Origin of the sequence: Desulfosarcina widdelii (genome assembly GCF_009688965.1) — a bacterium.
Lineage (GTDB): Bacteria > Desulfobacterota > Desulfobacteria > Desulfobacterales > Desulfosarcinaceae > Desulfosarcina > Desulfosarcina widdelii.
This window is the reverse complement of sequence record NZ_AP021875.1, coordinates 6,362,626-6,386,609: the sequence shown is the minus strand read 5'-3', so window position 1 is coordinate 6,386,609 and position 23,984 is coordinate 6,362,626. Positions and strand designations below refer to the sequence as shown.

At 53.0% G+C, this 23,984-nt stretch carries 21 protein-coding genes; 20 read left to right on the top strand and 1 reads right to left on the bottom strand.

Annotated features, from left to right (window positions below; translation table 11 throughout):
* Positions 1-14: 14 nt before the first annotated feature.
* The 20 genes from GN111_RS29190 (at position 15) to GN111_RS29095 (ending at position 22,218) form a co-directional block, all read left to right on the top strand.
* Complete coding sequence (locus tag GN111_RS29190) at positions 15-815, top strand: 4Fe-4S binding protein (RefSeq protein WP_155307126.1); 801 nt, start codon at positions 15-17, stop codon at positions 813-815.
* Entirely contained in the window at positions 812-2,536 is a 1,725-nt protein-coding gene (locus GN111_RS29185; RefSeq protein WP_155307125.1) for an aldehyde ferredoxin oxidoreductase family protein, read from the top strand. The genes GN111_RS29190 and GN111_RS29185 overlap by 4 nt, the downstream gene beginning before the upstream one ends.
* Positions 2,533-2,775: a hypothetical protein gene (locus GN111_RS29180; RefSeq protein ID WP_155307124.1), complete on the top strand. Its 243-nt coding sequence runs from the start codon at positions 2,533-2,535 to the stop codon at positions 2,773-2,775. The genes GN111_RS29185 and GN111_RS29180 overlap by 4 nt, the downstream gene beginning before the upstream one ends.
* Positions 2,772-3,716, top strand: coding sequence for a ketopantoate reductase family protein (locus GN111_RS29175; protein WP_155307123.1), 945 nt, complete (start codon positions 2,772-2,774; stop codon positions 3,714-3,716). The genes GN111_RS29180 and GN111_RS29175 overlap by 4 nt, the downstream gene beginning before the upstream one ends.
* A gap of 993 nt (positions 3,717-4,709) precedes the next feature.
* Positions 4,710-5,144, top strand: a complete 435-nt coding sequence (locus GN111_RS29170) for a MarR family winged helix-turn-helix transcriptional regulator (RefSeq protein ID WP_155307122.1) — start codon at positions 4,710-4,712, stop codon at positions 5,142-5,144.
* Positions 5,145-5,397: 253 nt separating this feature from the next.
* Positions 5,398-6,009 (top strand): NAD(P)H:quinone oxidoreductase, encoded by a 612-nt coding sequence (gene wrbA, locus GN111_RS29165; RefSeq protein WP_155307121.1) that lies wholly within the window; start codon positions 5,398-5,400, stop codon positions 6,007-6,009.
* Between the two features lie 88 nt (positions 6,010-6,097).
* Positions 6,098-7,480 (top strand): SDR family oxidoreductase, encoded by a 1,383-nt coding sequence (locus tag GN111_RS29160; protein WP_155307120.1) that lies wholly within the window; start codon positions 6,098-6,100, stop codon positions 7,478-7,480.
* Positions 7,481-7,875: 395 nt separating this feature from the next.
* A complete protein-coding gene (locus GN111_RS29155; protein ID WP_155307119.1) occupies positions 7,876-9,258 on the top strand; it encodes an SDR family oxidoreductase in 1,383 nt (460 codons plus the stop codon).
* A 23-nt stretch (positions 9,259-9,281) separates the two neighbouring features.
* On the top strand, positions 9,282-10,769 hold the full coding sequence (locus GN111_RS29150; protein WP_155307118.1) for a 4-hydroxyphenylacetate 3-hydroxylase N-terminal domain-containing protein: 1,488 nt from the start codon (positions 9,282-9,284) through the stop codon (positions 10,767-10,769).
* 74 nt (positions 10,770-10,843) lie between these two features.
* Positions 10,844-11,350 (top strand): TRAP transporter small permease subunit, encoded by a 507-nt coding sequence (locus tag GN111_RS29145; protein ID WP_155307117.1) that lies wholly within the window; start codon positions 10,844-10,846, stop codon positions 11,348-11,350.
* Positions 11,340-12,650 (top strand): TRAP transporter large permease, encoded by a 1,311-nt coding sequence (locus GN111_RS29140; protein WP_155307116.1) that lies wholly within the window; start codon positions 11,340-11,342, stop codon positions 12,648-12,650. Before GN111_RS29145 ends, GN111_RS29140 begins: the two co-directional genes overlap by 11 nt.
* Before the next feature lie 44 nt (positions 12,651-12,694).
* Complete coding sequence (locus tag GN111_RS29135; RefSeq protein WP_170302508.1) at positions 12,695-13,243, top strand: C-GCAxxG-C-C family protein; 549 nt, start codon at positions 12,695-12,697, stop codon at positions 13,241-13,243.
* A gap of 44 nt (positions 13,244-13,287) precedes the next feature.
* Entirely contained in the window at positions 13,288-13,791 is a 504-nt protein-coding gene (locus GN111_RS29130) for a universal stress protein (RefSeq protein ID WP_155307114.1), read from the top strand.
* A 97-nt stretch (positions 13,792-13,888) separates the two neighbouring features.
* Complete coding sequence (locus tag GN111_RS29125; RefSeq protein ID WP_155307113.1) at positions 13,889-14,653, top strand: SDR family NAD(P)-dependent oxidoreductase; 765 nt, start codon at positions 13,889-13,891, stop codon at positions 14,651-14,653.
* Between the two features lie 19 nt (positions 14,654-14,672).
* Positions 14,673-16,340 carry an AMP-binding protein gene (locus tag GN111_RS29120; RefSeq protein WP_197740451.1) on the top strand — a complete coding sequence of 556 codons (1,668 nt, stop codon included), beginning with the start codon at positions 14,673-14,675 and terminating at the stop codon, positions 16,338-16,340.
* 90 nt (positions 16,341-16,430) lie between these two features.
* Positions 16,431-17,483 carry a TRAP transporter substrate-binding protein gene (locus GN111_RS29115; protein WP_155307112.1) on the top strand — a complete coding sequence of 351 codons (1,053 nt, stop codon included), beginning with the start codon at positions 16,431-16,433 and terminating at the stop codon, positions 17,481-17,483.
* A gap of 228 nt (positions 17,484-17,711) precedes the next feature.
* Positions 17,712-18,881, top strand: a complete 1,170-nt coding sequence (locus tag GN111_RS29110; RefSeq protein ID WP_155307111.1) for a M20 metallopeptidase family protein — start codon at positions 17,712-17,714, stop codon at positions 18,879-18,881.
* A gap of 34 nt (positions 18,882-18,915) precedes the next feature.
* Positions 18,916-19,920, top strand: coding sequence for an NADPH:quinone oxidoreductase family protein (locus tag GN111_RS29105; protein WP_155307110.1), 1,005 nt, complete (start codon positions 18,916-18,918; stop codon positions 19,918-19,920).
* Between the two features lie 69 nt (positions 19,921-19,989).
* Positions 19,990-21,447: a 4-hydroxyphenylacetate 3-hydroxylase family protein gene (locus tag GN111_RS29100; RefSeq protein ID WP_155307109.1), complete on the top strand. Its 1,458-nt coding sequence runs from the start codon at positions 19,990-19,992 to the stop codon at positions 21,445-21,447.
* A gap of 63 nt (positions 21,448-21,510) precedes the next feature.
* Entirely contained in the window at positions 21,511-22,218 is a 708-nt protein-coding gene (locus GN111_RS29095; RefSeq protein ID WP_197740450.1) for an alpha/beta fold hydrolase, read from the top strand.
* A 57-nt stretch (positions 22,219-22,275) separates the two neighbouring features.
* Here the strand turns inward: GN111_RS29095 and GN111_RS29090 are convergent, their stop codons facing one another.
* Complete coding sequence (locus GN111_RS29090) at positions 22,276-23,958, bottom strand: TPM domain-containing protein (RefSeq protein ID WP_155307108.1); 1,683 nt, start codon at positions 23,956-23,958, stop codon at positions 22,276-22,278.
* Between the last annotated feature and the right edge of the window lie 26 nt (positions 23,959-23,984).

Here is a 23,984-nt window from a genome sequence, read left to right as displayed (position 1 = left end):
CAAAAAAGGATCTTATGAAAATTAACAAGGTCATACTCATTTATTTCTCACCCACACGGACGACAAAACAGATCGTCGAGGAAATCGCTAAGGGAATGGGTCCCGATTCAACCGAGCCCATCGATCTTACCCTGCCCATGCCCACGACATCCGATTTCGGCGACCGTACGGACAGCATTGCCATCGTCGGAGTTCCCGTATATGGCGGGAGAGTGCCGGCATTGGCGGTAAAACGCCTTCAAGGACTCAAGGCCAATGGCATGCCGGCCATCCCAGTAGTTGTCTACGGCAACAGGGCCTTTGAAGATGCACTTGTCGAGTTGAAAGATCTTCTTCAGCAAAACGGTTTCTTGACGGTCGCTGCCGGAGCCTTTATCGGGGAGCATTCATTTTCCAGGAAAAACCTGCCCATTGCCAAAGATCGTCCGGATGATAAGGATTTCAAAACTGCATTTTCCTTTGGCAAAGAAGTTCAGCTGAAACTAAGCGATATCGACGAGGCCGGGACACTGCCAACAATTGCGGTGCCGGGCGACGTGCCTTACAAAAAGTGGGACCCGCCTTCAGGGGCTCCCCGAACCCGAGAAGAAGCCTGCACGCTGTGTGCAACCTGTGTCGATCTTTGCCCGGCAGGAGCCATCACTGTCGATGATGCAGTTGTTACGGATCCCTCCAAATGCATCCTCTGTTGTGCCTGCATCAAGGGCTGCCCGGGACAGGCAAAATGGATCGACGTCGAAAGGATCAATCAGATTTCGCAATGGCTGCATGAAAATTGCGCTGATCGAAAAGAACCGGAAGTGTTTTTACAATGAATGGATGCTTCAACAAGTTACTCAAAATAGATCTGAACACACAATCGTTTTCCCATGAGATGATTCCCCAAGACATGATGCAGGACAGTCTCGGGGGAAAAGGCCTTGGAATCCGTTTGTTGTTCCAGGAGAACCCTGCAGGCGTCGATGCACTTTCACCCGAGAACACGTTCATCATCACCGTCGGACCGGTCACGGGAACCGCCATGTGGGGGCAGAATCGTTTTGCCGTGTTTACCAAGAGCCCAGCAACGGGTGGTTTCGGGGAATCCTACTGCGGAGGGACGCTTGCACCCAAAATCAAAGGCTGCGGCGTGGACGCCATCGTAATTAAAGGTCAGTCTAAAACACTCACCTTTCTTGTCATCGACAAAGATGGCGTTCGCTTTGAAGATGCCACCGCCTTCAAAGGTATGCAAACCTTCGAAACCGAAAAACAGATTCTGGACCGTTCACCCAAAGGAGCCGGGGCCATGGTCATCGGCCCGGCCGGAGAAAATCTGGTTCGATTTGCCTGCATCAAATCCGACAGATGGCGAAGCTTGGGCCGGGGGGGCATGGGGGCTGTTCTTGGAAGCAAAAACGTCAAAGGCATTTCCTTTTATGGCAGCGAGAAATGCAGCATCGCCCATCCGAACTTGATGAAACAAGTTGTCAGAGAGATCGCTGCAGAAGGAAAAAATTCGCCGGCAACCAGAAACTACAGAACTCTGGGAACGCCCATGCAGGTTGCTGTGACCAACACGATGAACTGTTTTCCTACGCGCTATTGGCAGAGCGGGCACTTCGACCAGTGGGAGAACCTCTCTGCCGATTATATGCAGAAAAATTTTGAGATTACATCTCGCGGCTGTCCGCCATGTTTTCTCAAATGCACCAAAAAATCCACCGTCCGAAAAGGCCGACATGCCGGGCTTGAAATCGAAGGTCCGGAATACGAGACGATTTATGCATTGGGCGGTCTGAACGAGTTGGACAGCCTTGAAGAAGTCGCCTGGCTAAATTACCTGTGCGACCAGCTCGGCATCGATACCATGAGCGCCGGAAATATCTCCGCTTTTGCCATTGAGGCATACAAGGCCGGGAAAATCGATTTTGAGATCGATTACAACCAGCCGGATAAAATGGCCGAGTTGTTCGGACTGGTCGCCAATTGCGAGGGCATCGGTGAACTATTCGCCGAAGGCATTCGCAGTGCATCCGCAAAGCTGTCCCTTGAGGACATGGCCATTCACGTCAAGGGACTTGAGCCTGCCGGCTTTGAACCGCGCGTCTTGAAGGGGATGGGATTGTCCTATGCAACGTCTGCCCGAGGCGCCTGCCACCTCAGGGGCACCTTTTACAAAGCCGAGCTTTCCGGGCAGATGGACAAAAACCAGATCAAGGGCAAGGCCGAGTTGATGGTGGACTATGAGGACCGGGCGACCTTATTCGATTGCCTGATCTTATGCCGGTTCTACCGGGACTTTATCCTTTGGGACAAACTCCAAATGCTCGTTGAAGCGACCACCGGAGATCATTTCACCATCGACGAGCTTCGAAAAAAAGCCAACAGGATTACTCAGCTCACCCGGGAGTTCAACGCCCGGGAAGGTCTGGGGGCATCCGAAGACAAGCTGCCCAAACCCTTTTTCAAGAAAAATCGTCAAGGCGCGTTTATATCCGGTTCCGAACTGAAAACGATGATCGATGAGTACAACCTGTTACGAAACCATCAATGACTAAAGTAGCCGTTTCGCTTTTTCGTAAAATAGAGGGAAACGATGATTTCAAGATATTACATGCAGTTCATCCTCTCAAAAGACGAAACCGCTTCGGGATTGCCGATCTGATCGTACCTTTGGCCGCATCTTCGGCGTTAGCCGCCACGGCGCAAAGCGGCTATAGCGCCGCGACGGCTGCCTTGAATCTGCGGCAAACTCGACAATCGCCTACTTTAGTAACGAGGAAACGTTTATGAATGAGATAAAATCCGTCGCAATTATTGGCGCAGGGGCTCTCGGTCTTCTTTTTGCTGAACCCATTGCACAAAAACTCGGAGAAAAATGCTATTTTCTGGCAGACGGCAGCCGTTACGACAGGCTTAAGGACGGCCATTTTACAATCAACGGCAAACCCGAACACTTCAATGTCGTTTCTGTCGATTCCCTGACTGACGGTCGGGTGGAAAAACCCGATTTCATCATCGTTGCCGTAAAAAATTATCATCTGAACGATATCATCAGGCTTCTTGATGCCGCCGTGTCTGACGGAACGATTATTATATCCGTCCTCAACGGTTTGGACAGTGAAACCTTTCTTCAAGACCATTGCCCTCGGGCTTCGGTCATTTCAAGCATTGCCATCGGAATGGATGCGGTTAAAGAAAAACGCGATCTTTCGTTTACCGGGTCTGGCAAACTGCTCATCGGTTCGGCGGACAACGACAAGAAGAATACGGCACTTAAACGACTTTCATCATTTTTGGACTTCTGTAAAATTGCTTACGAAGTGCCTGACGACATTCAGCGCTCATTATGGTGGAAATTAATGATCAATATCGGGATGAACCAGGTGTCGGCCGTTACCGGATCGAATTACGGAATCTTTCATACTGACCGAAACGTACAGTTGCTGATGGAGTCGGCCATGCAGGAGACCATCGATGTTGCAAAGGCTGCCGGTGTCGATCTTCGCGACGACGATATTCCGAACTGGTATCCGACCCTCAACAGCCTTGGTGCTGATAAAAAGACATCGATGCTGCAGGATATCGAGTCCGAGCGGAAAACGGAAGTCCAATGGTTCAGCGGCCGCCTGATTGAAATCGCCGACCAATACGGAATCGATGTGCCGGTTAACCGTACCCTGTTTCAGATTATCAAAACAAAAGAGCTTCTTTACAGCCAACCGGGCCATTAAACGTAAGCAATTTTTTTGGCGTCCTTCCCGCGAGAGCAGGTGCAACCCACCGACCCGACAATAACGTAGGAACTTTAGATTTCCAGAGCCCGCAAAAAAATCACTCGATTTATACCAGATCGAACCATAAGCCCATATCGATTTCAAACCTATTTCCTTCAAGCGTAGCCTGTCGCCAGACTTAAAAAATCCCGCTGCTTGCTTTTCCGAGCCGGCTGCGACCGTCATCGCATGCGACACCAAAATAGGTACTATGCAAAAGGCCCGCGATTCTTGGGATTTGGTCATAATGGCATGACAACGAAAAAGTTGGGTTCCCTCCTAAAGATTTCCTGAAACCGACCGAAAACTTTTTTAGGGGGAAACGGATCATGAAATCTTCAACAGATTCTTTCTACAACAAAAATCTTCGCCAGACTTCCTTGAACCTTTTTCCTATCGATCTTAATGGAAATAATCGCGAGAAACGGGCAACCCCAAGGAAACATTTATCGCTTCCCCTTGAGATCTCTTACATCAATAAACAAAAAAGATCGGACGCTCAATTAATCAACCATTGCGAAGGTGGGATGTGTATCCGATCGAGAAATCGATACAAGCCGGGTATGAGCCTGGTTGTTCGTGTGAAATGCTACCAATCGAATGACGCAGATATTGACTTCTGTGAAGGGCCGAGATCCATTAACATAGTCGATGTAAAATGGTGCAAGAAAATAATGGAAGATGAAATGCCTTATTTCAAGGTGGGCCTTCAACTTCTCGCACCCGTATACTGACGCAGGAACAGGGCTATAATTCCACTTTTCATCGCGTTAAAACCAGTTAATGCGGCACATCCCGGCTTCCTGCAATGCGGTTCGAACTCCCACCCCTCGCCTGCTTTCTTTCCGGACCGTTCCCAACCTGAAACAGAATTTTTTAGAGTACAATCAACGGAGCAAGGGCTTATCGATTATTTCTTGACATCAAGATATATACGCTTATGATGTTTCCATGGAAACAGGAGCGCACATACGACTTGTGCTGGGAAGGGCTGCAAAAGCGATTGAAAGAATCGATCGCGGCAGCATTGCCGGCACCGGCATTACCGTCAGCGACTTCAGCATCCTGGAGGCGCTGCTGCACAAAGGACCCCTTCCCATCAACACCATCGGCGAAAAGGTTCTTTTAACCAGCGGCTCCATGACCGCTGCTGCCAACAGGCTGGAGGAAAAGGGTTTGATTAAACGCATTCAGGACCCTTCCGACGGACGCTGTTTTTATCTACATCTCACGAAAACCGGACGCCGGCTGATCAAGGAAGCGTTCGATAAGCATGCCCGCAATCTTGAAAAAATTGTCGATGTGCTGACTGCCGAAGAACGCAGTGAATTGTTGACTCTGCTGAAAAAAGTGGGCAAGCACGCTCAGAACCTTAAACTGAAATAAATGCAATCGTATTACTTGACATCAAGATATTATCGTTCATCATTTAATTTTGACAGCCTCGTAAAAAGTTAAAAATCCAGTCTGGCGTCATTCTGGCGAAGGCCAGAATCCAGTTATCTCAATACTTCCTGGATGCCGGGTCAAGTCCGGCATGACGAGCCGGCACTTTTTACGAGTTCATCAATTTTGACCCCTATTTTTTTAACGGTGGGTCTATCTCTTTTTTCAAAACAACGAAGCGGAGGTCTAACCAATGAAAGTACTCATTGTTTATTATTCAACCTATGGACATATTCATAAGATGGCCGAAGCGATTGCCGAAGGCGTAAACCAGGTTGAAGGCGCCGAGGCAGTTATGCGGCGTGTACCCGAAACCCTGCCCGAAGAAGTCCTCGAAAAAATGGGAGCCCTGGATGCGCAAAAGACCATCTCCCATGTACCTGTCTGCACTATAGACGAACTGGCTGCGGCCGATGCCGTAATCTTCGGCACCCCTACCCGCTTCGGCAACATGTGCGGGCAGATGCGCCAGTTTCTCGATGCTACCGGTTCGCTTTGGGCAGAGGGTGCTTTGGTCGGCAAGGTCGGAAGCGTGTTTACCAGCAGCGCCACCCAGCACGGCGGTCAGGAATCCACCATCCTTTCCTTTCACGTATCGCTTCTGCATCACGGTTTTGTGATCGCTGGTCTGCCCTATTCCTTTCAGGGTCAGATGGGGATCGACGAGGTGAAAGGCGGCTCTCCCTATGGCGCTTCGACCATCGCAGGAGGGTCCGGTGAGCGGATGCCCAGTGAAATTGAACTGGAAGCTGCGCGGTTTCAAGGCAAACATGTCGCCGAGATTGCAAAAAAGCTCAAAGCCTAACTTCCAAGGTTTTTAATCGCATTCAGCGGGAATCGTTTAAAATATCGATTCGCAATTTCCGCTGAATGCCTTTACATCAGGAGAAGCCATGGCCAAGGCGCCCACAGACATTCCGACCACGGTAAAAAACAAAAAGCTGGTAGAAAAGCGCCGTCAGCAGATCATCCTGGCTGCCATCAAATTGTTCTCTGAAAAAGGGTTTCACAAGACCACGCTCAAAGAACTGGCCGAAGAAGCCGGCCTGAGCCACGGCAATGTCTACGACTATGTAGGCAGCAAAGAAGACATCTTTTTTCTCATCCATGATTTTGTCGCCGGCTCGGCCATGGAGATTCTCAACCGAAGCCTGGAAAACATTCATGATCCCATCGATAAGCTGCGCAGAATGGTTCGGGGCGAATTCAACCTCATGGACCAGTGGGCAGATGCCGTTCTTTTGATTTATCAGGAAAGCCACATCCTGAAAGAGGATTTTTTGCGTCGTTTACTGGAAAAAGAACGCGCCCATCTTGAGAAATTTGAACTTGTTATCGAAGAGTGCATTGCCCAGGGAAAGCTCAGAAAATGCAATGTCCGCCTCACGGCCAACCTGATCAAATCCATGATCGACACCTGGACCATCAAACGCTGGGATCTCAGGACCCATGCCAGCCAACTCGAAACCGAACGTTCGATTCTCGACATGCTGTTTCACGGGTTGCTTGTCGATGAACGCGGTCCGATACCAGCTCTATCCGAAATAGACATCTTGAATGGCAAAGTGGCGCTGGTCGTCAATGGGGGGACAATTCTCGGCCAGGGCATTTGTGCGGCGTTGGTGGACAAGGGCATTCGGGTTATCGCCTATGTATGCGACACTATCGCAGCGGATCCTTTGCCGTTTCCAGAGGAACAAGAAAAGGACTTGCTGACCGTCATTTCAGGTACAGAGGCAGGAAAAATGACCCCCGGGATATTGAGGGAGGCCGAATCGAAATACGGCCCCATCGATATCTATTTGCAGGATCTGGGTATCGGGGCGACCAAAGTTCCTGAACAAGCTGAAGTGGCCGCCATACGCCAAAGGCTTGAAGAAAACCTGAACTGTGCCCAGGAACTCTCAAACAGTTTCATCGAATTGATGAAGTCCAGAGCTTCCGGAAAAATCGTTTACCTTGCCCCCTGGGGATGGGACAAATATGCGGCGCCGATTCGATTCGAGACGGTGAGAGCCGGCACCATGGCGCTGAGCAGTGCCATGTCGGCCAAATTGGCCCCAGCAGGCGTCAACGTCAATTGCATTGTCCCCGGTTTCGTTCGTGCCGTTCGCCCCTTGGAAATCGAAAAAGCCTTGAAGCATGAGGTCCTTGAAGAAATTCCGTCGGGCCGCCTCGGGGAAATCTACGATGTAACCGATGCCATCCTCTTCCTCATCGGGGACAATTCCAAATACCTTACCGGGCAGACCCTGAATATTTCGGGAGGACTGTAAAATGCATAAAAGGCGCTGCTAAGCATCAATGCAATTTACAGTGCTGCCTTCCCATAGCATGGATCGATGCTTTACCCTCCCAATCCATTCAGGGAGACAGTGGGTTTGGCATGCAACGCCACATAAATCCAATTCAGTGTTTTTGTTTTTATCCGCTTAGCGAAAATATATTCATTTAATACCTGCCTTTGGTTTTTTTCAATTCGCTACCCCCACAACAATAACACGCTGTTTTATTAAGCTATTCAGTTGCGTTCTTGTGATCCTGCCAGAACGGATTTATTGGATTCGAGATATTTTCGCTTGACAAGACACCCCATCTCGTCTTAATTCCGATTAGTCGTTCAGATTCCGATTGGTCATTCAGATTTTATTTACTGGCATCAGGAGAGGCCATGGCCAAGGCGCCCACAGACATTCCAACCACGGTAAAAAACAAACATTTGGTGGAAAAACGACGCCGCCAGATTATTCTGGCTGCCATCAAATTGTTCTCCAAAAAGGGATTTCACAAGACGACCCTCAAAGAGCTGGCCGAAGAAGCCGGCCTGAGCCACGGCAATGTCTACGACTATGTCGGCAGCAAAGAGGACATCTTCTTTCTCATCCATGATTTTCTGGCCGGGTCGGCCATGGAGATTCTCAACCGGAGTCTGGAAAACATCCAGGATCCTATCGACAAGCTGCGCAGAATGGTCCGGGGTGAATTCAACCTCATGGACCAGTGGGCCGACGCCCTGCTTCTGATTTACCAGGAAAGCCATATCCTTAAAGAAGATTTCTTACGGCGTCTGCTGGAAAAGGAACGTGTCCACGTTGAAAAGTTCGAAATTGTCATTCAAGAAGGCATCTCCCGGGGCCAGCTTCGAGAATGCAACGTCCGACTTACGGCAAACCTGATCAAGTCCATGATCGACGCCTGGACCATCAAGCGATGGGATCTCAGGGCCCATTCCAGCCAACTCGAAGCCGAACGCTCGATTCTTGAGATGATGTTTCATGGAATGCTCACCAGGCAAGACGGGCAGGAGACGGTTTCTTCCGAATCGGATGCCTTAAAAGGCAAAACCGCACTTGTGGTAAACGGCGGAACCGTTCTCGGTCAGGGTATCTGCGCAGCACTGGTAGGTCGAGGCATTCGGGTGGTCATCCATGTATGCGAGGAAACCACAGCAGCGCCCTTTCCTGTGTTGCCTGATGCGGAAAAGGAGCTTATGACCGTCATTCGTTCCGAGGATGCCGGTCCGATGACCGGGAAGATGCTCAAGGACATTAAAAATCAGCACGGACCCATCGATATTTACCTTCATGATCTGGGGGTGGGCACCACGGAAATCCCGGATGAGGAGGGGATGAATCGGATCGGTCGAAGACTCGAGGAGAACCTGAGCTGCGCCCATGAGCTGTCCGACTATTTTAATGAATGCATGGGGGCGAGAACATCGGGACGAATCGTTTTTGTCGCTCCCTGGGGATGGGACAAATACGCAGCTCCGATTCGCTTCGAGACGGTTAAAGCCGGCACCATGGCGCTGAGCGGTGCCATGTCGGCCAAATTGGCGTCAGCGGGCGTCAATGTCAATTGCATTGTCCCGGGTTTCATTCGCGCCGTTCGACCCCTGAAAATCGAAAAAGCCCTGAAACATGAGGTCATCGACGCGATTCCGTCGGGACGCCTCGGAGAAATATACGACATAACCGATGCCATCCTGTTCCTGGTCGGGGACGCTTCCAAATACCTCACTGGACAAACGTTAAATATTTCGGGTGGACTTTAACCAACGCTTATAAGGAGCCGGCTTTGCTGAGAACAAAAGAGCAGTACCATGACGATCTTTTTGCCATGCGGTCAAATATCTATATCGGTGGCGAGTGTGTCGGTCGGGACGACCCGAGACTAAGACCGGGAATCAGTGTTCTCGACATCACTTTCGATCTGGCCCGGGATCCTGAGTGGAAGGGGGTCGCAACCGCTATCTCACCGGTGACCGGTGAGGAAATCAACCGATGGGCGCACCTGCCTCAAAACCCTCACGATTTGATTCAAAAGCAGAAGCTGATCCGTCTTGGGGCCCGCCGCGCCGGCGGCTGCATTCAGCGCTGTATGGGACATGATGCCATCAACGCCCTGGCGATCTGCACTCGTGAAATGGACGATGCCAACGGCACCGAATACCACCGCCGCTTCACCGACTACCTCAAAGTCTATCACCAAAAGGATTTGGACGGATGCTGCGCCCAGACAGACAGCAAGGGCGACCGCATGAAGCGTCCTAGTGAGCAGCAGGACCCCGATGCCTACCTGCATATCGTCGAGGAGCGCAAGGATGGCATTGTCGTTTCCGGTTTCAAGATGTCCATTACTCAAGCCCCCTATGCGGACGAAATTATCGCTTTACCGACGCGGGCGCTGGGAGAGGAAGACCGCAATTTTGCCGTCGCATTCGCTGTACCCGCCGATGTGGAAGGATTGAAGCTGATCACAAGACCGGTGTGGCTTCGGGAAAAGGACAACCCCAAGGCGGGTCCCTTTTGCCGTTATGGCGTATCGGACTGCATTGTCTTTTTCGACAATGTATTCGTACCCAGGGAAAGGGTTTTCATGTGCGGAGAGTGGCAGTTCGGCAGGCGGCTTGCGCTCCTTTTCGCCGACTCTCATCGACACAGCTACAGCGGGTGCAAACCGGCGGTCTCCGATATTTTGTGCGGTGCTGCAGCACTTGCCGCGGAGGCCAACAATATCGAAAAAGCCAGCCATATAAAGGAAAAACTCTCCGAGTTTGCCGGGGCAGCGGAACTGGCGTATGCCGCCGGCATTGCTGCAGCGGTATTCGGCGAGAAAACCGCCAGCGGGGTTTTCTTTCCCAACGAAATCTACGCCAATGTGGGAAGACGGCTGACCGGTGAAACCATTTACCACGAATACAACCTTCTCACCGAAATTGCAGGCGGCATCGCGGTCACCATGCCGTTCAACGAAGATTTCGACAAAGGCGAAAACAAGGAGGCATTGGAGCGCTTCATACTGAGAAATCCGAAGCTGTCACCCGAAACGTCCTGCAAAATCTGGCAGTTCGTCGAAAACGTCGGCGCTTCAAGCATGGCCTCCTGGTACAAAATCGCCGGGGTCCATGGAGGGGGCTCTCCGATCATGGAAACCATTGCCCTGAACATCGGATACAATTTCGAAGATAAAAAACGCCTGGCCAGGTACCTGGCCGGAATCGACGAGTCGCTGGACGATTCTTCGATGCGCGACAGCAAGCCAGATTTTACCGGCATCGCCTGAACGAACAGGACCGGTCGCGGCCGGCTGTCATTTCATCATCGCGTCGACAATTCAAGAGGGGGGAGAGGATCAACATGAGGAAGCTATTTCTAACCATCGACAGCATCAGCGAATGGTCGGGCAAGATTGTCTCATTCGTGATCTATGCCGGGATCCTGATGCTCGTTTTCGAGGTCGTTGCGCGGTACTTTTTCGACTCGCCGACCGTTTGGGCGCACGGTTATTCCCAACGGCTGTTCGGCAGCTACTTCATCCTGGTGGGGGCCTTTACACTCTTGAAAGACGCCCATGTCCGGGTCGACATCATTTATCAGAGATTCTCCCTTCGGGTACGGGCGTTCCTGGATATCGTGAACTATGCGCTGTTGATTCTATGGGCAACGGTTCTCGTCAAGGAAGGGATCACCTTTTTTGCCAATTCCTGGGCAATTCGCGAGGCGGACGAAATGGCATTGGCCCATCCAGTCTATCCGGTCAAATTTCTGCTTGTCGTGGGGGTCGTGCTGATCCTGCTCCAGGGAATTTCCAGAATTACCATGTCCTGCATCACACTGGTAAAGGGGGTGAAATATGAGTCCTGAAGTCTTACTTACCATCGGCATGTTCGGATCTCTCGTGCTGTGCATCATGTTTGGCGTCTCTCTGGCCTTCGCTCTCGGATCCATCGGGGTCATCACGGCACTTCTCATGTGGGGACCCGCCGGTTTGATGCCGATTGTGACGGGCGTTTTCAATTACATGTGGATGCTGCTTCTGGCCGCCGTTCCCCTGTTCGTTTTTATCGGTGTGGCGCTTTCCAAGTCGAAAATCGCCGAAGACATGTACGATGCCTTCTACCTCTGGTCAGGCCGTCTGCGGGGCGGACTGGCGGTCGGCACCTGCGGTTTCGCAGCCGCCCTTTCCGCCATGACCGGCAACTGCTCGGCATCGACGGTAACAACGGGTCTGGTGGCAATTCCTCCCATGCGGCAGCGCAAATATCGTGAGACAATCATCTTCGGATCGATCGGCTCCGCAGGCACGCTCGGGATTCTGATCCCGCCAAGTATCACCCTGATCGTTATTGGAATGATGACCGGCCAGTCGATCGGAAAACTGTTCGCCGGGGGGCTTGTCGCCGGCGTCGGCATTGTCATCCTGTTTATGATCTATATTGTGGTCCGCGCCTGGCTTCAGCCCGATCTTTGTCCGGCCTTGGAAGAAACCCCCAGCATGCAGGAGAAGCTACGCGCCTTGAAGTCGGTCGCGCTGCCCACCCTGATCATCCTGTCGATTCTCGGATCGCTCTTTTTTGGGATTGCCACGCCCACGGAAGCGTCTTCGGTAGGCGCGCTGGCCGTGCTGCTGTGCGTAATCATCCGGGGAGAATTCAACTGGACGTTTTTCAAGGAGACGGCCTACCAGACCGCCAGCATCACCGGAATGGTGCTCTGGATCATGTTCGGAGCATCCGGCTTCGTCGCCATATACAGCGGAGGAGGCGGAATCTATTTTGTTCAGAGCATGCTCATGAACCTGAATGTCAGCCCCTGGGTTTTGATTTTCGTCCTCCAGGGCGCCATCTTGCTGCTGGGAATGTTTCTCGATCCCATGGGCATCATTTTGCTCTGTCTGCCGCTTTTTTATCCGGTGGTCAGCGCCATGGGATTCGACCCGATATGGTACGGAGTGGTCTTCAATATCGCCCTTTGCATCGGATATATAACCCCGCCATTCGGATACAACCTTTTCTACCTGAAATCATTGAGCCCGGAAACAGAGATGAAGATCATCTTCCGCAGTGTACTTCCGTTTATTGCCATCATGGTTGCATCGCTGGTTTTCATGATGGTGTTTCCCGGATTCGTCACATGGCTGCCGGAACACATGAACGTGCACTGAGAACCGAGAAAAAGGTCGAAACAAAAACAAATCAGGAGGCGACAATGCAACTGCCCTACCGATCACAAAAGGAATTGTTCGATGCCGTGGAAAAACGGGCGTATCAATTCGAAAAGGAATACCACGGATGCGCCCAGTGTGTACTCGGTGCGCTGATGGAATGCTTTCCTTTTCTCAGGGATCACGGGGCATTCAAGTCCGCCACAGGGCTTGGCGGTGGAGTGGGGCTTTCCATCGAAGGGTCATGCGGCGGTCTTACCGGCGGAGTCATGGCCATGGGGCTGCTGTTTGGTCGTGAGTTGGACAACCTGGCCGACAAGGAGGGCCTTCGCTTCTGTTCCTACCGCCTGGCCAACCGCCTGCACGAACGATTCGTCGAAGAATACGGTTCTTCGGTTTGTAAAAATATTCATGAAAAAGTCCTGGGAAAGGCGTACCGACTGAATAATCCCGACGAGTGGGATCAGTTTCTCGAAGCCGGCGGACACTCAACCAAGTGCCCGCAAGTGGTAGGAAAAGCGGCCAGGTGGACAGCCGAACTTATCGTGGCCGAAGCTGAGGTCCAGGGACGCAAGTTTTCCTACCAAAGCTGAAGAACGTGCAACCATTATTTTATCGCTTAAAGGAAGCCAAATCCATGCAGCCTCAAATCAAGAAAATTCTTTTTAGCTCCGATCTTACCGAAACCTCGCGGCATGCCTTCCAGTATGCAACGATGCTGGCGAGTAAATTTTGCGCCTCTATCGTATTTTTGCATGTCATGGAGGATCTGCCCAAGGGGGCCAGGGCATTTATAGACGAGGAAACAATTCAGAAAATCAGAAAGCAGACGACCGAAAGCGCCCAGAGCACCCTCATTGGTAAAAAAACGGAGATCCGGATGCTGGAGACCGAATTGAACCGCTTTTGTCAGACTGCCTTCGAAGAATCCGTCGACCGGGTAACGATTGACACGGATATTCGCGTCCTGGAAGGCAATGTAATCGAAACCATCATTTCGACCGCCAAAGAGATGAATTGCGATGCGATCGTCATGGGATCGACCCGCAGGGGCAGAATTGCCGAAGCGATGCTAGGCAGCGTGGTCAAAGGCGTTTTGCGTTATTCCGATACATTGGTCATTGTGGCACCGCCGAAATGAGTCAAAAGATTGTCCTGCTTTCGAAAAGACAGGAAATCTCCCTTTTTCCTATTTCAATGATCGGCAGTATTGCTGAAATTTACCTGAGGAGCATGTCATGAGTCTAGAAAAGTTCAGTCTTAAAGGCAAGGTGGCCATGGTGACCGGCAGTTCAAAAGGTCTCGGTGAAGCCGCGGCGATGGCGATGGCCAAGGCGGGAGCGGACATTGCCATTTGCGGACGCAACCGTGAAGACATCGACAAAGTGGTCGCCAAGGTCAATGCCGCGGGAAGCCGGGCAGCCGGTTTTGTGCTCGAAGTCACTTCCACCGAGACGGTTCAAAAAGGCGTCGCGGAGATTCTCGATCACTTCGGGCGGATTGACATTTTGTTCAACAATGCTGGCACCAACTACCGCGTACCGGTCCTCGAATTTCCCGAAGAGGAGTGGGACCGGGTGATCAACACCAACCTGAAGGGCTACTACCTGGTGGCCAAGGCCGTCGTCCCCCAGATGATCGAAAATGGCTACGGCAAGGTGATCAACATGAGTTCGATCCTGGGACGCATCGCTATCATCAACCAACTGGCCTACGCTTCGGCAAAAGGCGGCGTCGAACAGATGACGAAAATCATGGCCCTGGAATGGGCAAAATTGGGCGTGCGCGTCAACGCCATTGCTCCGACCTACTTCGAGACTGACATGGTCAAACAGATCCGCAACGACAAAGAGAGATTCGACTTCATCAATGCGCGGACCCCCATGGGGCGTTGGGGGCATTTGGAGGAGATTGAAGGTGTCGTGGTTTTCCTGGCGAGCCCGGCTTCGGATTTCATTACCGGACAGAGCATTGCCATCGACGGCGGCTGGACCATTGCCTGACGAGAAACCGAGGAGGCGTATGATGACCGCGTATTATGACGACAAACCCTGGCTGAGGACCTACCCCGAATGGTTCTCCCCTGACTTCACGGCCCACAAAGAAAGTGTATTGGCCAAGTTCGACAAAGCCGTAGAGAAAAACCCGGATGCCCCGTGTATCTACTACTTCGATACCGTCTACAGCTTTTCCCAGGTGAAAAAGATGGCGTCGGCCTTTGCGGCAGCGCTGGCCGAATCGGGCTTGGGGCAGGGAGACCGGATGCTGTTCGTACTCCAGAATGTCCCGCAGGCCGTCATCGGCGCCCTGGCAGTCTGGATGCGCGGCGGCATCGTTGTGCCGGTAAACCCCATGTACACCACCAAGGACTTGAACCATCTGCTTTCCGACAGCGGAGCGACCGGTGTCTTTTGCGAGGATACGCTCTACGAAAAGACGGTTAAAGCTGCTGCGGGCCAGCGTCCGGTGATCACAACTTCGCCGTTGGACCTGCTGGGTGCCGGAGATAGCGTTCCTGAGCAATTACAGTCGGCAAAAAAGACGCTTTTCGATGAAACGTCGGATTTCATGGCCCTGATCGAAAAATTTGGGGATCAAACAATAGAACTGATTTCTCCGGCCCCCGAAGACCTGGCCTATCTGGTATATACATCCGGAACCACGGGGCCGCCCAAGGGCGCCATGATTTCCCACGCCAACATTCATCACAACTGCCTGGTTTACGAATCGACGGCCAGGATGGATGGAACGGATGTGGTACTGGGCATCGCGCCCATGTTTCACATTACCGGCATCGTGGCCCACCTGGCCATAGCGTTTCACATGGGCATTCCCATGGTCCTGTTCAACCGCTTCGATGCCCTTGACGTTTTGCGTTTGATCGAAAAGCACCGGGTTACCTTTACGGTGGCCTCCATCACGGTCTATATCGCCCTGCTCAATCATCCGAAGTTGAAGTCCTTCAATATTTCTCATTTCAAAAAGGCTTACAGCGGCGGTGCTCCTGTTTCACCAAGCACTGTGGAAAAATTTCAGGAAGCCATGGGGCTGACCATCTACAATGTTTACGGACTGACCGAAAGTGCGTCTCCGGCCACGATTGCTCCCTTGGGCAAAAACGGACCCGTGGACGAAGAGTCCGGAGCACTTTCCGTCGGGCTGATCATTCCCGGTATCGAGGCTTGGGTGGTGGATGTGGACAACCCGGAGACCGTCCTGCACCCCGGCGAGGAAGGTGAACTGGTTCTGCGGGGTCCGAGTATCATCTCCGGCTACTGGCAAAAACCGGAGGAGACCGCCAATGCCATCAAGGATGGCCGCTTCCATACGGGAGATGTGGCCAAAATCGATGCTGAGGGTTGGTGTTACATCGTCGATCGAAAAAAAGATCTCATCAATGTATCCGGTTTCAAGGTGTGGCCCCGGGATGTGGAAGACGTTCTGTACCAGCATCCCGGCGTCAAGGAAGCAGCCGTAGTCGGTGTGCCGGATAGCTACCGCGGCGAAACGGTCAAGGCATTCGTCTCTTTGAGCGATGATTTTATCGGCAAAACCACACCGCAAGAACTGATCGCATTCTGCAAGGAGCGTCTGGCCGCCTACAAGTATCCCCGCATTGTCGAAATCATCGACGACGTTCCCAAAACGACCACGGGTAAGATGCTTCGCAGAGAACTGCGGGATCGTTGAAACTGAGCAAAGGATCAATTTATTCACAGGAAATGACAGCGCCTGGTTCGGACGAGGCAACCGACAACCCACAACAGGAGGAGAGAACAGATGGCAGAGAACATCAGCAGAAGAAACGTGATCAAGGCCGGCGTGGCTGCTGCCGCAGCCGGTGCGGCGACCGTCTTTCCCAAGGTGGCCAGTGCCAAATCGAAAAAAATCCGCTGGCGGATGCAGACCCACTGGCCCACCGGGGTTGGCTACTACAAGGACGTCTACGTCAAGTTCTGTGATCGGGTCAGGGCGGCCACGGGCGGCGAACTGGATATCACCCCGCTTCCTCCGGGTGCGATCGTACCGACCAAGGACGTCTTCGAGGCCATCGGTCGCGGACTGTTCGAAATCTCGCTGATCTGGCCGGCCTACTGGATCGGCAAGGTGCCCGTCGCCGGGCACATCAACGGCCAGTTGTTCACATGGGAACGGGCCGCCGAGATGTATGCCTATTTCTACGACATGGGCGCCATCGAGATTTTTCGCCAGGCGTACGGCGAGCACAATGTCCGGTTCGTGGCACCGCTGCCCATGACGGGGCTGGCGCTTTACTCCAGAAAGCCGATCCGCACCCTGGACGACTTCAAAGGCTTCAAGGTCCGGAGTACGGGAATCGCGGCCCAGGTGTTCCAGAAAGCCGGCGCCACGCCGGTATTCTTCCCCGGTGCCGAGATCTACCAGGCCCTGCAGACCGGGGTGTGTGACGGCGCCCACTGGGGAACGGTTTCCACTGCCTGGGATATGAAGTTCCAGGAGGTGACCGACTATATCGTCCTGCCCTATCTGGCCGGCATCAACAACGGCGAAATCATCATGAACCAGAAAAAGTGGGACGAACTTCCCGACGACTTCAAGGCCATCATCGAAGAATGTGCCGCCTCCACCGGCATCGATTTTCTGAGGTGGTCCGGATACAACGATTCTATCGATATTGAAAAATTCCAGAAGGAAAAAATGGGGGAACTCTCCTATATGGACGCAGACACGGTCGCCCAGATGAGAAAATTCTCCATCGAAGTTGTCGATGAATATTCGAAAAAGGATCCCAAATACTGCGCAAAAGCCGGCGAACTGCTTAAAGAGCAGTTGAAAATGAACGGTCGAATTTAGTTAGGCAGATGCATGCTGGCCGGTCCTACATGAAAGACCGGCCAGCATGTCCGATCAACCGGCTGACCGACAGCCCCTAAAGGCATTTGATTGTCCCGTTGCCTTCTCATGTGTGCTCGAATGATGGCTTCCACCTTATCCTGCCTGCAACGCTGGACATAAAGTATTTTATTGGACGGATAACCCAACAGCAGACCCCTTCCTTCAGGGTGTCAAGGACCCGTATCCATGGATGAAATAAAGGCGCTGATCGAAAAGCACCGGGAGAAGATCATTCAAACGCGAAGAGATCTTCACCGGATCCCCGAAACGGCATACACGGAGTGTAAAACGTCCTCATACGTGGCAGACCGCCTGGAACGGCTCGGGCTGGAGGTGACCACCGGAATTGCAAAAACCGGCGTACTCGGTGTGCTGGCCGGCCCCGAACCCGGAAAAACCCTGATGCTGAGAAGCGAACTCGACGCTCTGCCCGTAGAGGAGAAAACCGATCTGCCCTTTGCCTCCTCGCATGAAGGCGCGATGCACGCCTGCGGCCACGACGGCCACATGGCCATGGTACTGGGTGCGGCGGCGGTACTTTCCGAAATTTCCGACCAACTCTCCGGCCATATTAAATTTATATTTCAACCGGGAGAGGAGGGCCCGGGGGGAGCCAAGCCGATGATTGATGCGGGTGTCATGGAAAATCCTCACGTCGACTATGCGCTGGGTTGCCATCTTTGGCCGGGAGTCGACCAGGGGCAAATCGGTGTCAAGGCCGGCCCCCTGATGGCTGCCATGGATCGCTTCGATCTCACCATAAAGGGCAAAGGCGGCCATGGCGCCATGCCCCATCTTTGCGTCGATGCGCTCGATGTCGCCACCCAAATCGTCAATGCCCTCCAGCGAATCGTCAGCCGCCATATGAACCCCTTGAGCCCCACGGTGGTTACCGTCGGCCAGTTCAATTCGGGGACCACGTTTAACATTATTCCGGAAAAGGCCTTTCTCAGCGGTACCACGCGCACCTTCGATCCAGAGATCTGGAATTCCTGGGCCGAGCGAATCGACAGGGTCGCTCAAGGAATCTGCCAGGCCATGGGCGCCGATTATGAACTGGATTACCAACCGGGGTATCCGGTGACGACAAACAGCCCCTGGATGGCCGGAGAAATTCGGGAGGTTGCCGGCAGCATTGTGGGTTCTGAAAATGTCGTCGAGCCCGAACCGACCATGGGCGGTGAGGACATGTCTTTTTTTCTGGACCGGTCCGAAGGATGCTTCTTTTTTCTCGGCGTCGGGCGGGACGGCTGCGCCCCGCTTCACAATCCCCGTTTCGACTTCGATGAAAACATTCTTCTCACCGGCGTAGAGATCTACTGCCGGGCCGCCATAAGACTTTCGGGGCAGCGTTGAGCGGATGCCCCGTATTTGAAGTAGCGAGGAACCCATGCCCATCGGACGTGAAAAAATGTTGGCCTGGCAAATCACACAATTCGGAAAATTCGAGGACGTATTACAGTTAAAATCCTGTGCCCTGCCGTGCGCGCCGCCCGAAGAAGCCGTTGTTGAGGTGAATGCCATTGGATTGAATTATCTGGATATTCTCGCCATTGCCGGGAAATACCAGGAGAAAGGAACCCTGCCTTTCATCCCCGGGGTGGAAGCCGCCGGCCGGGTTGTGGAGGCCGGCTCGGGATCTGCATTTCAGGTCGGCGATAGGGTGATGTCTTTCGGTAAGGCCGCCTGTGCCGGGTATATGGTGTCGGAGCAGGTAAACACGTTCATCCTGCCCGAGGATATGACTTATGAAGAAGCTGCCGTCTTTCAGTTGACCTACCAGACGGCCCATATGGCCCTGGTCCACCGTGCCAGGCTGCAGGCCGACGAGTGGCTCCTGGTCCATGCCGGAGCCGGCGGTGTGGGCACTGCGGCCATCCAGATCGGCTGTGCACTGGGTGCAAAAGTGGTCGCCACCGCCGGAAGCGATGAAAAACTTGAAACCTGCCGGCGTGCAGGCGCCGAGGTGGCCGTCAACTACCGTGAAGATTCATTTTGCAAGGTCATCCAGGAAGTTACCGATGGCCGGGGAGTCGATGTCATCTTCGATCCGGTTGGCGGGTCTGTATTCGAAGAAAGCACCCGCTGCATCGCCTTCGAGGGCCGCATCATCACGATCGGGTACGCTTCCGGCATCATTCCGTCCATCACCTTGAACCGGATTCTGTTGAAAAATATGGATGTGATCGGCCTGTTTTGGGGAAATTACAGGCACCACGATCCCCAACGCATCGAGCAGACCCAGTCGGAGCTGAATCGCCTGTGGGCTGCCGGCAAGGTCCGGCCGATCATCTACCGTCAGTATGCATTCGAGGATTATCCCGAGGCGCTTGCTGCCCTTTCCGGCAGGAAGAGTTTCGGCAAAATCGTTTTAAAAGGCCCGAAAGTTGTTTGACTCGTAGAAAAGTTGCATTTCCGACGGGCTCGTAAAAGTTAAGCCATAACCCCACCCAGAGGACAGACAATGAAAATCAAAACCAGTGCGGACTACATGTCCAGTTTGCAGGCCATCAACCCGGTCATCTATTACAAGGGCGAGAAGATCGAAGATGTCACCGTTCACCCGGCCACGGCGCCTCACGTGCGGGCGGCAGCCATGACCTACGCCCTGGCCTCCAGTGACGAATATCACGATCTGGCAACGGCAACCTCTCATCTTACGGGCCGTAAAGTCAGCCGCTTCACCCATGTACATCAGAATGTCGGGGACCTGATCAAAAAGGTCAAACTGCTGCGTGTGCTGGGCCAGAAAACCGGGACCTGTTTCCAACGCTGCGTGGGGCTCGACGGAATCAATGCCGTCTATTCGGTGGCCTACGAAGTGGACCGAAAATGCGGCACCGATTATTTCGAGCGGTTCAAAAAGTGGCTGACCGATATTCAGGACGAGAATTTAATGGTGGTCGGCGCCATGACCGATCCCAAGGGAGACCGTTCCAAGAGCCCGGTCGACCAGCCAGACCCGGACCAGTTCGTCCGGGTGGTGGAACGCCGCTCTGACGGCTTCGTCATCCGGGGGGCCAAACTGCACATGACCGGCGCGGTCAATTCCCATGAAATCCTGATCATGCCCACCATGGCAATGGACGAGAAATCGAAGGACTACGCTCTGGTGGGCGCCATCCCCATCGATGCACCGGGCATCACCATGGTTTTCGGCCGTCAGGCCGGGGACGACCGGCGGGACAAACAGGAAACCATCGATGTGGGCAAACCCCGCTTCGGCGCCGTCGGGGGCGAGGCCATGATCGTTTTCGACGATGTTTTCATTCCCAATGAGCGGATTTTCCTCAACGGCGAGGCGGAGTTCACGGGATCCATCGTTTACCGTTTTGCGGCGCACCACCGGGCCAACTACGGGGCCTGCAAGACCGGCCTGATGGATGTGCTCACCGGTGCGGTCACGTACCTGGCCCAGGCCCAGGGATCGGCCAAAGGGTCCCATGTTCGCGACAAGGTGACCGAGATGATCCACCTGAGCGAAACGCTTTACAGCTCGTCCATCGCCTGTTCGGTCGAAGGGGTGCCCACCGAATCCGGGGCCTACATGGTGGACACCATGCTGGCCAACGTGTGCAAACAGAATGTCACCCGCTTTCATTTCGAGGTGGCCCGCCTGGCGGTGGACCTGGCCGGCGGATTTATCGCGACATTGCCCAGCGAGTACGATCTGCGCAGCGACGATGTGGGCCATCTGGTGAAAAAATACTTCACCGGGGTTGCCGACATCCCGGTGGAAGACCGCATCAAGATCGGCCGGCTCATCGAGGCCATGACGGGCGGAACCGCCATGGTGGAATCCATGCACGGCGCCGGTTCTCCCCAGGCCCAGCGTATCATGATTTTCCGGGAAGGAGACCTGGCCAAAAAGATGTCCCTGGCCAAGGCCCTGGCAGGCATTCCTTCTCGGAAAAAGGAATAATGCATATCCACACAATGGCGTTCCTAATGGCTTTTTGATTCGAGGACAGGAGAATCGAAAACGATGATGAGAAAAATCCCGTTGCTTCTCATTCCGGGACTGCTTTGCGACCATGCCCTGTGGCAGCACCAGGTGGCAGTCCTCGGCCAAATTTCCGAATGCATCGTTACCAAAAAGCACATGCAGTACGAAACCATTGGCCGTATCGCCGAAGCGGTGGTTGCCGATGCCCCTGACCGTTTTTCGTTGGCAGGTCTGTCCATGGGCGGCTACATCGCTCTGGAAATTTGCCGAAGGTACGGCAATCGGGTTGAACGATTGGCGCTGATCGACACCTCGGCCCGGGCGGACTCGGCTGAGCAGATCGAAAAGCGCCAAAAGCTGATCGCTTTGTGTCGGCAAGGAAAATTTACCGATGTGAACGAATTGCTCTTTTCCGTCCTGGTTCATCCGGACAGGGTGGAGGATGGGGCATTGAAACGTCGGATCGTGGACATGGCCAACCGAATCGGACCGGAAGTTTTCATCCGGCAGCAGCAGGCCATCATGGGCCGCTCCAACCAGGTCCCCTGCCTTTCAGATATTAGCTGTCCGACGGTAATTGTCTGCGGAGAGCAGGACCGGGTCACCCCCCTGGAATGTTCCGAAGAAATGGCAGGGTTGATTCAGGACTCACAACTGGAAATTATCACCCATTGCGGGCATATGACTTCGATGGAAAAACCTGAAAGAGTCTCGGCTATTTTGCTCGAGTGGTTGACGACTCATTAGCAATCGAAGATCTCCATGAGTTAATGGTATGTCCGATGACGACCCATTGAGAATTTTTTATATGCCGGATTTTCCTTCGGTATAGCTGCCGATTTCGATTTCCAGTTCCAAACGTTTTTTCAGGTTGCGCAAAACCTTAAGGCGGGTTTTCTGACCGGGGCGCATTCGTTTTAACATTCTCTTATAATCGTAAAACCCCACGTGTCGATCCCGGGAGCCGGGCACTTCATAGATCAGGTCCCCGGGTCGAAATCCGGCCTTTTGCGCAGGGCTTCCTGCAACGACGTCGATCACGGAAAGTTGAACGTCTTCAATTTCTCTTTCGTAAGGTTGTGAATAGGCAAAATAGAATCCGGTCCAGGGATCACCATGTTTCCTCACATAGGGGAATTCATCCAGATAGGACTTGAGCGGAGCCAGAGTTACCCGAATTTTCTTCTGCCTGCCGTTTCTCCTGACAATGACCTCGATACGGTCCCCTGGCTGGAACCGTTTCATCATTTCCCAATCCTGATACGGCTCGGTAATTGTTATCCCGTCGATCGATATCAAAATATCCTTGTCCTGGATGCCGGCCTTTTTTGCAGGGCTGTCCCATTCCGGACTGATTTGAAAGGGACCACGTCCCTTATGAAATAGCGGATAGGTAATTCCAAGGAACGCATGTTGACCCTGTTTGGGATAATAACGGTTCATTTTCAACAAATAGTCCTCGAAGGCAAACATGTACGGATGGGCCATGCTGATGAGATGCCAGGTGGGGCCGCCCATCATCAACGTGCGGGACATGGTGTTGATATCGATATGCCAGCCGGCATCGGAACGTACGAAAAAATAGGGGCACTGGCAGATAAAAGTATCGATGGATGTGTTAAACGGAGCCATGACAACGGCATATTTGCCTTGCTGCCGAACCACATATTGCTTCCCCCGGGCGGCATCGTACTCGGCACGCCGCTGGCCGGAACTGGTTCGCCAATGCCGGTAGAAAATTTTTGACTGGTCCGAATAAATATCCAGGGTTTTATCTTTATTATTCAGGGCCAGCGTTTCCATGTAGCGTTCAAACGCTTCACGGGGCGTGGCCTGCGGTCCGAAATACCGCTTTCGCTCCGGTGATGTTTTCGGTATCGCTTTCTTTGCTTCCCCGCCGAAGGTAAAGGTTGTGTTTGCACCGGCCCCTTGGGAATAATACGGTTGATCATATTCCGGAGATGCTGTATCGCGCACTTCATTGACCAAGCCTTTTCGATACAGTCGTTCCAGGAAGTTTTCCAGTGTTGCCAGCAGGCCTCGATCCCAGTCCGCCTGCTCCAGGAATTCCTTCAGAAACTCCCTTTCCACCTGCCCGATATAGATGTCCGGATATATGGCTTCCAGATCGTACCCGACTTCAATTTTAATCTGCTGCTCCTTTTCGGCGATCAGGATCAGGATGCCCTTTTTCCCCTTTGTGTGTTTGCCGATTTCCCACTGGGTGAACAACTCGGCCGTCATAGGAACGATTTCTCGACCGTTCAGGGAGGGAACGACCAGCACGACGAAATCCACATCGAAATGCTTTCGAATGCTGTATCCCTCTTCGTCCACTTTATCGACGAGGTCGGACGGCAGTGACCGTGTGTAATCAAAGCACCAGCGCTCGTCGGACGGTCGATGATCCGGCAGAGCCCAGCATATTTTGACAGGTGCAGCTTGCAAAACAAGAAACGTGAAGAATGTCGAGATGAAAAACTTCATTATATGTCTCGCCTTGAATGCGAAAT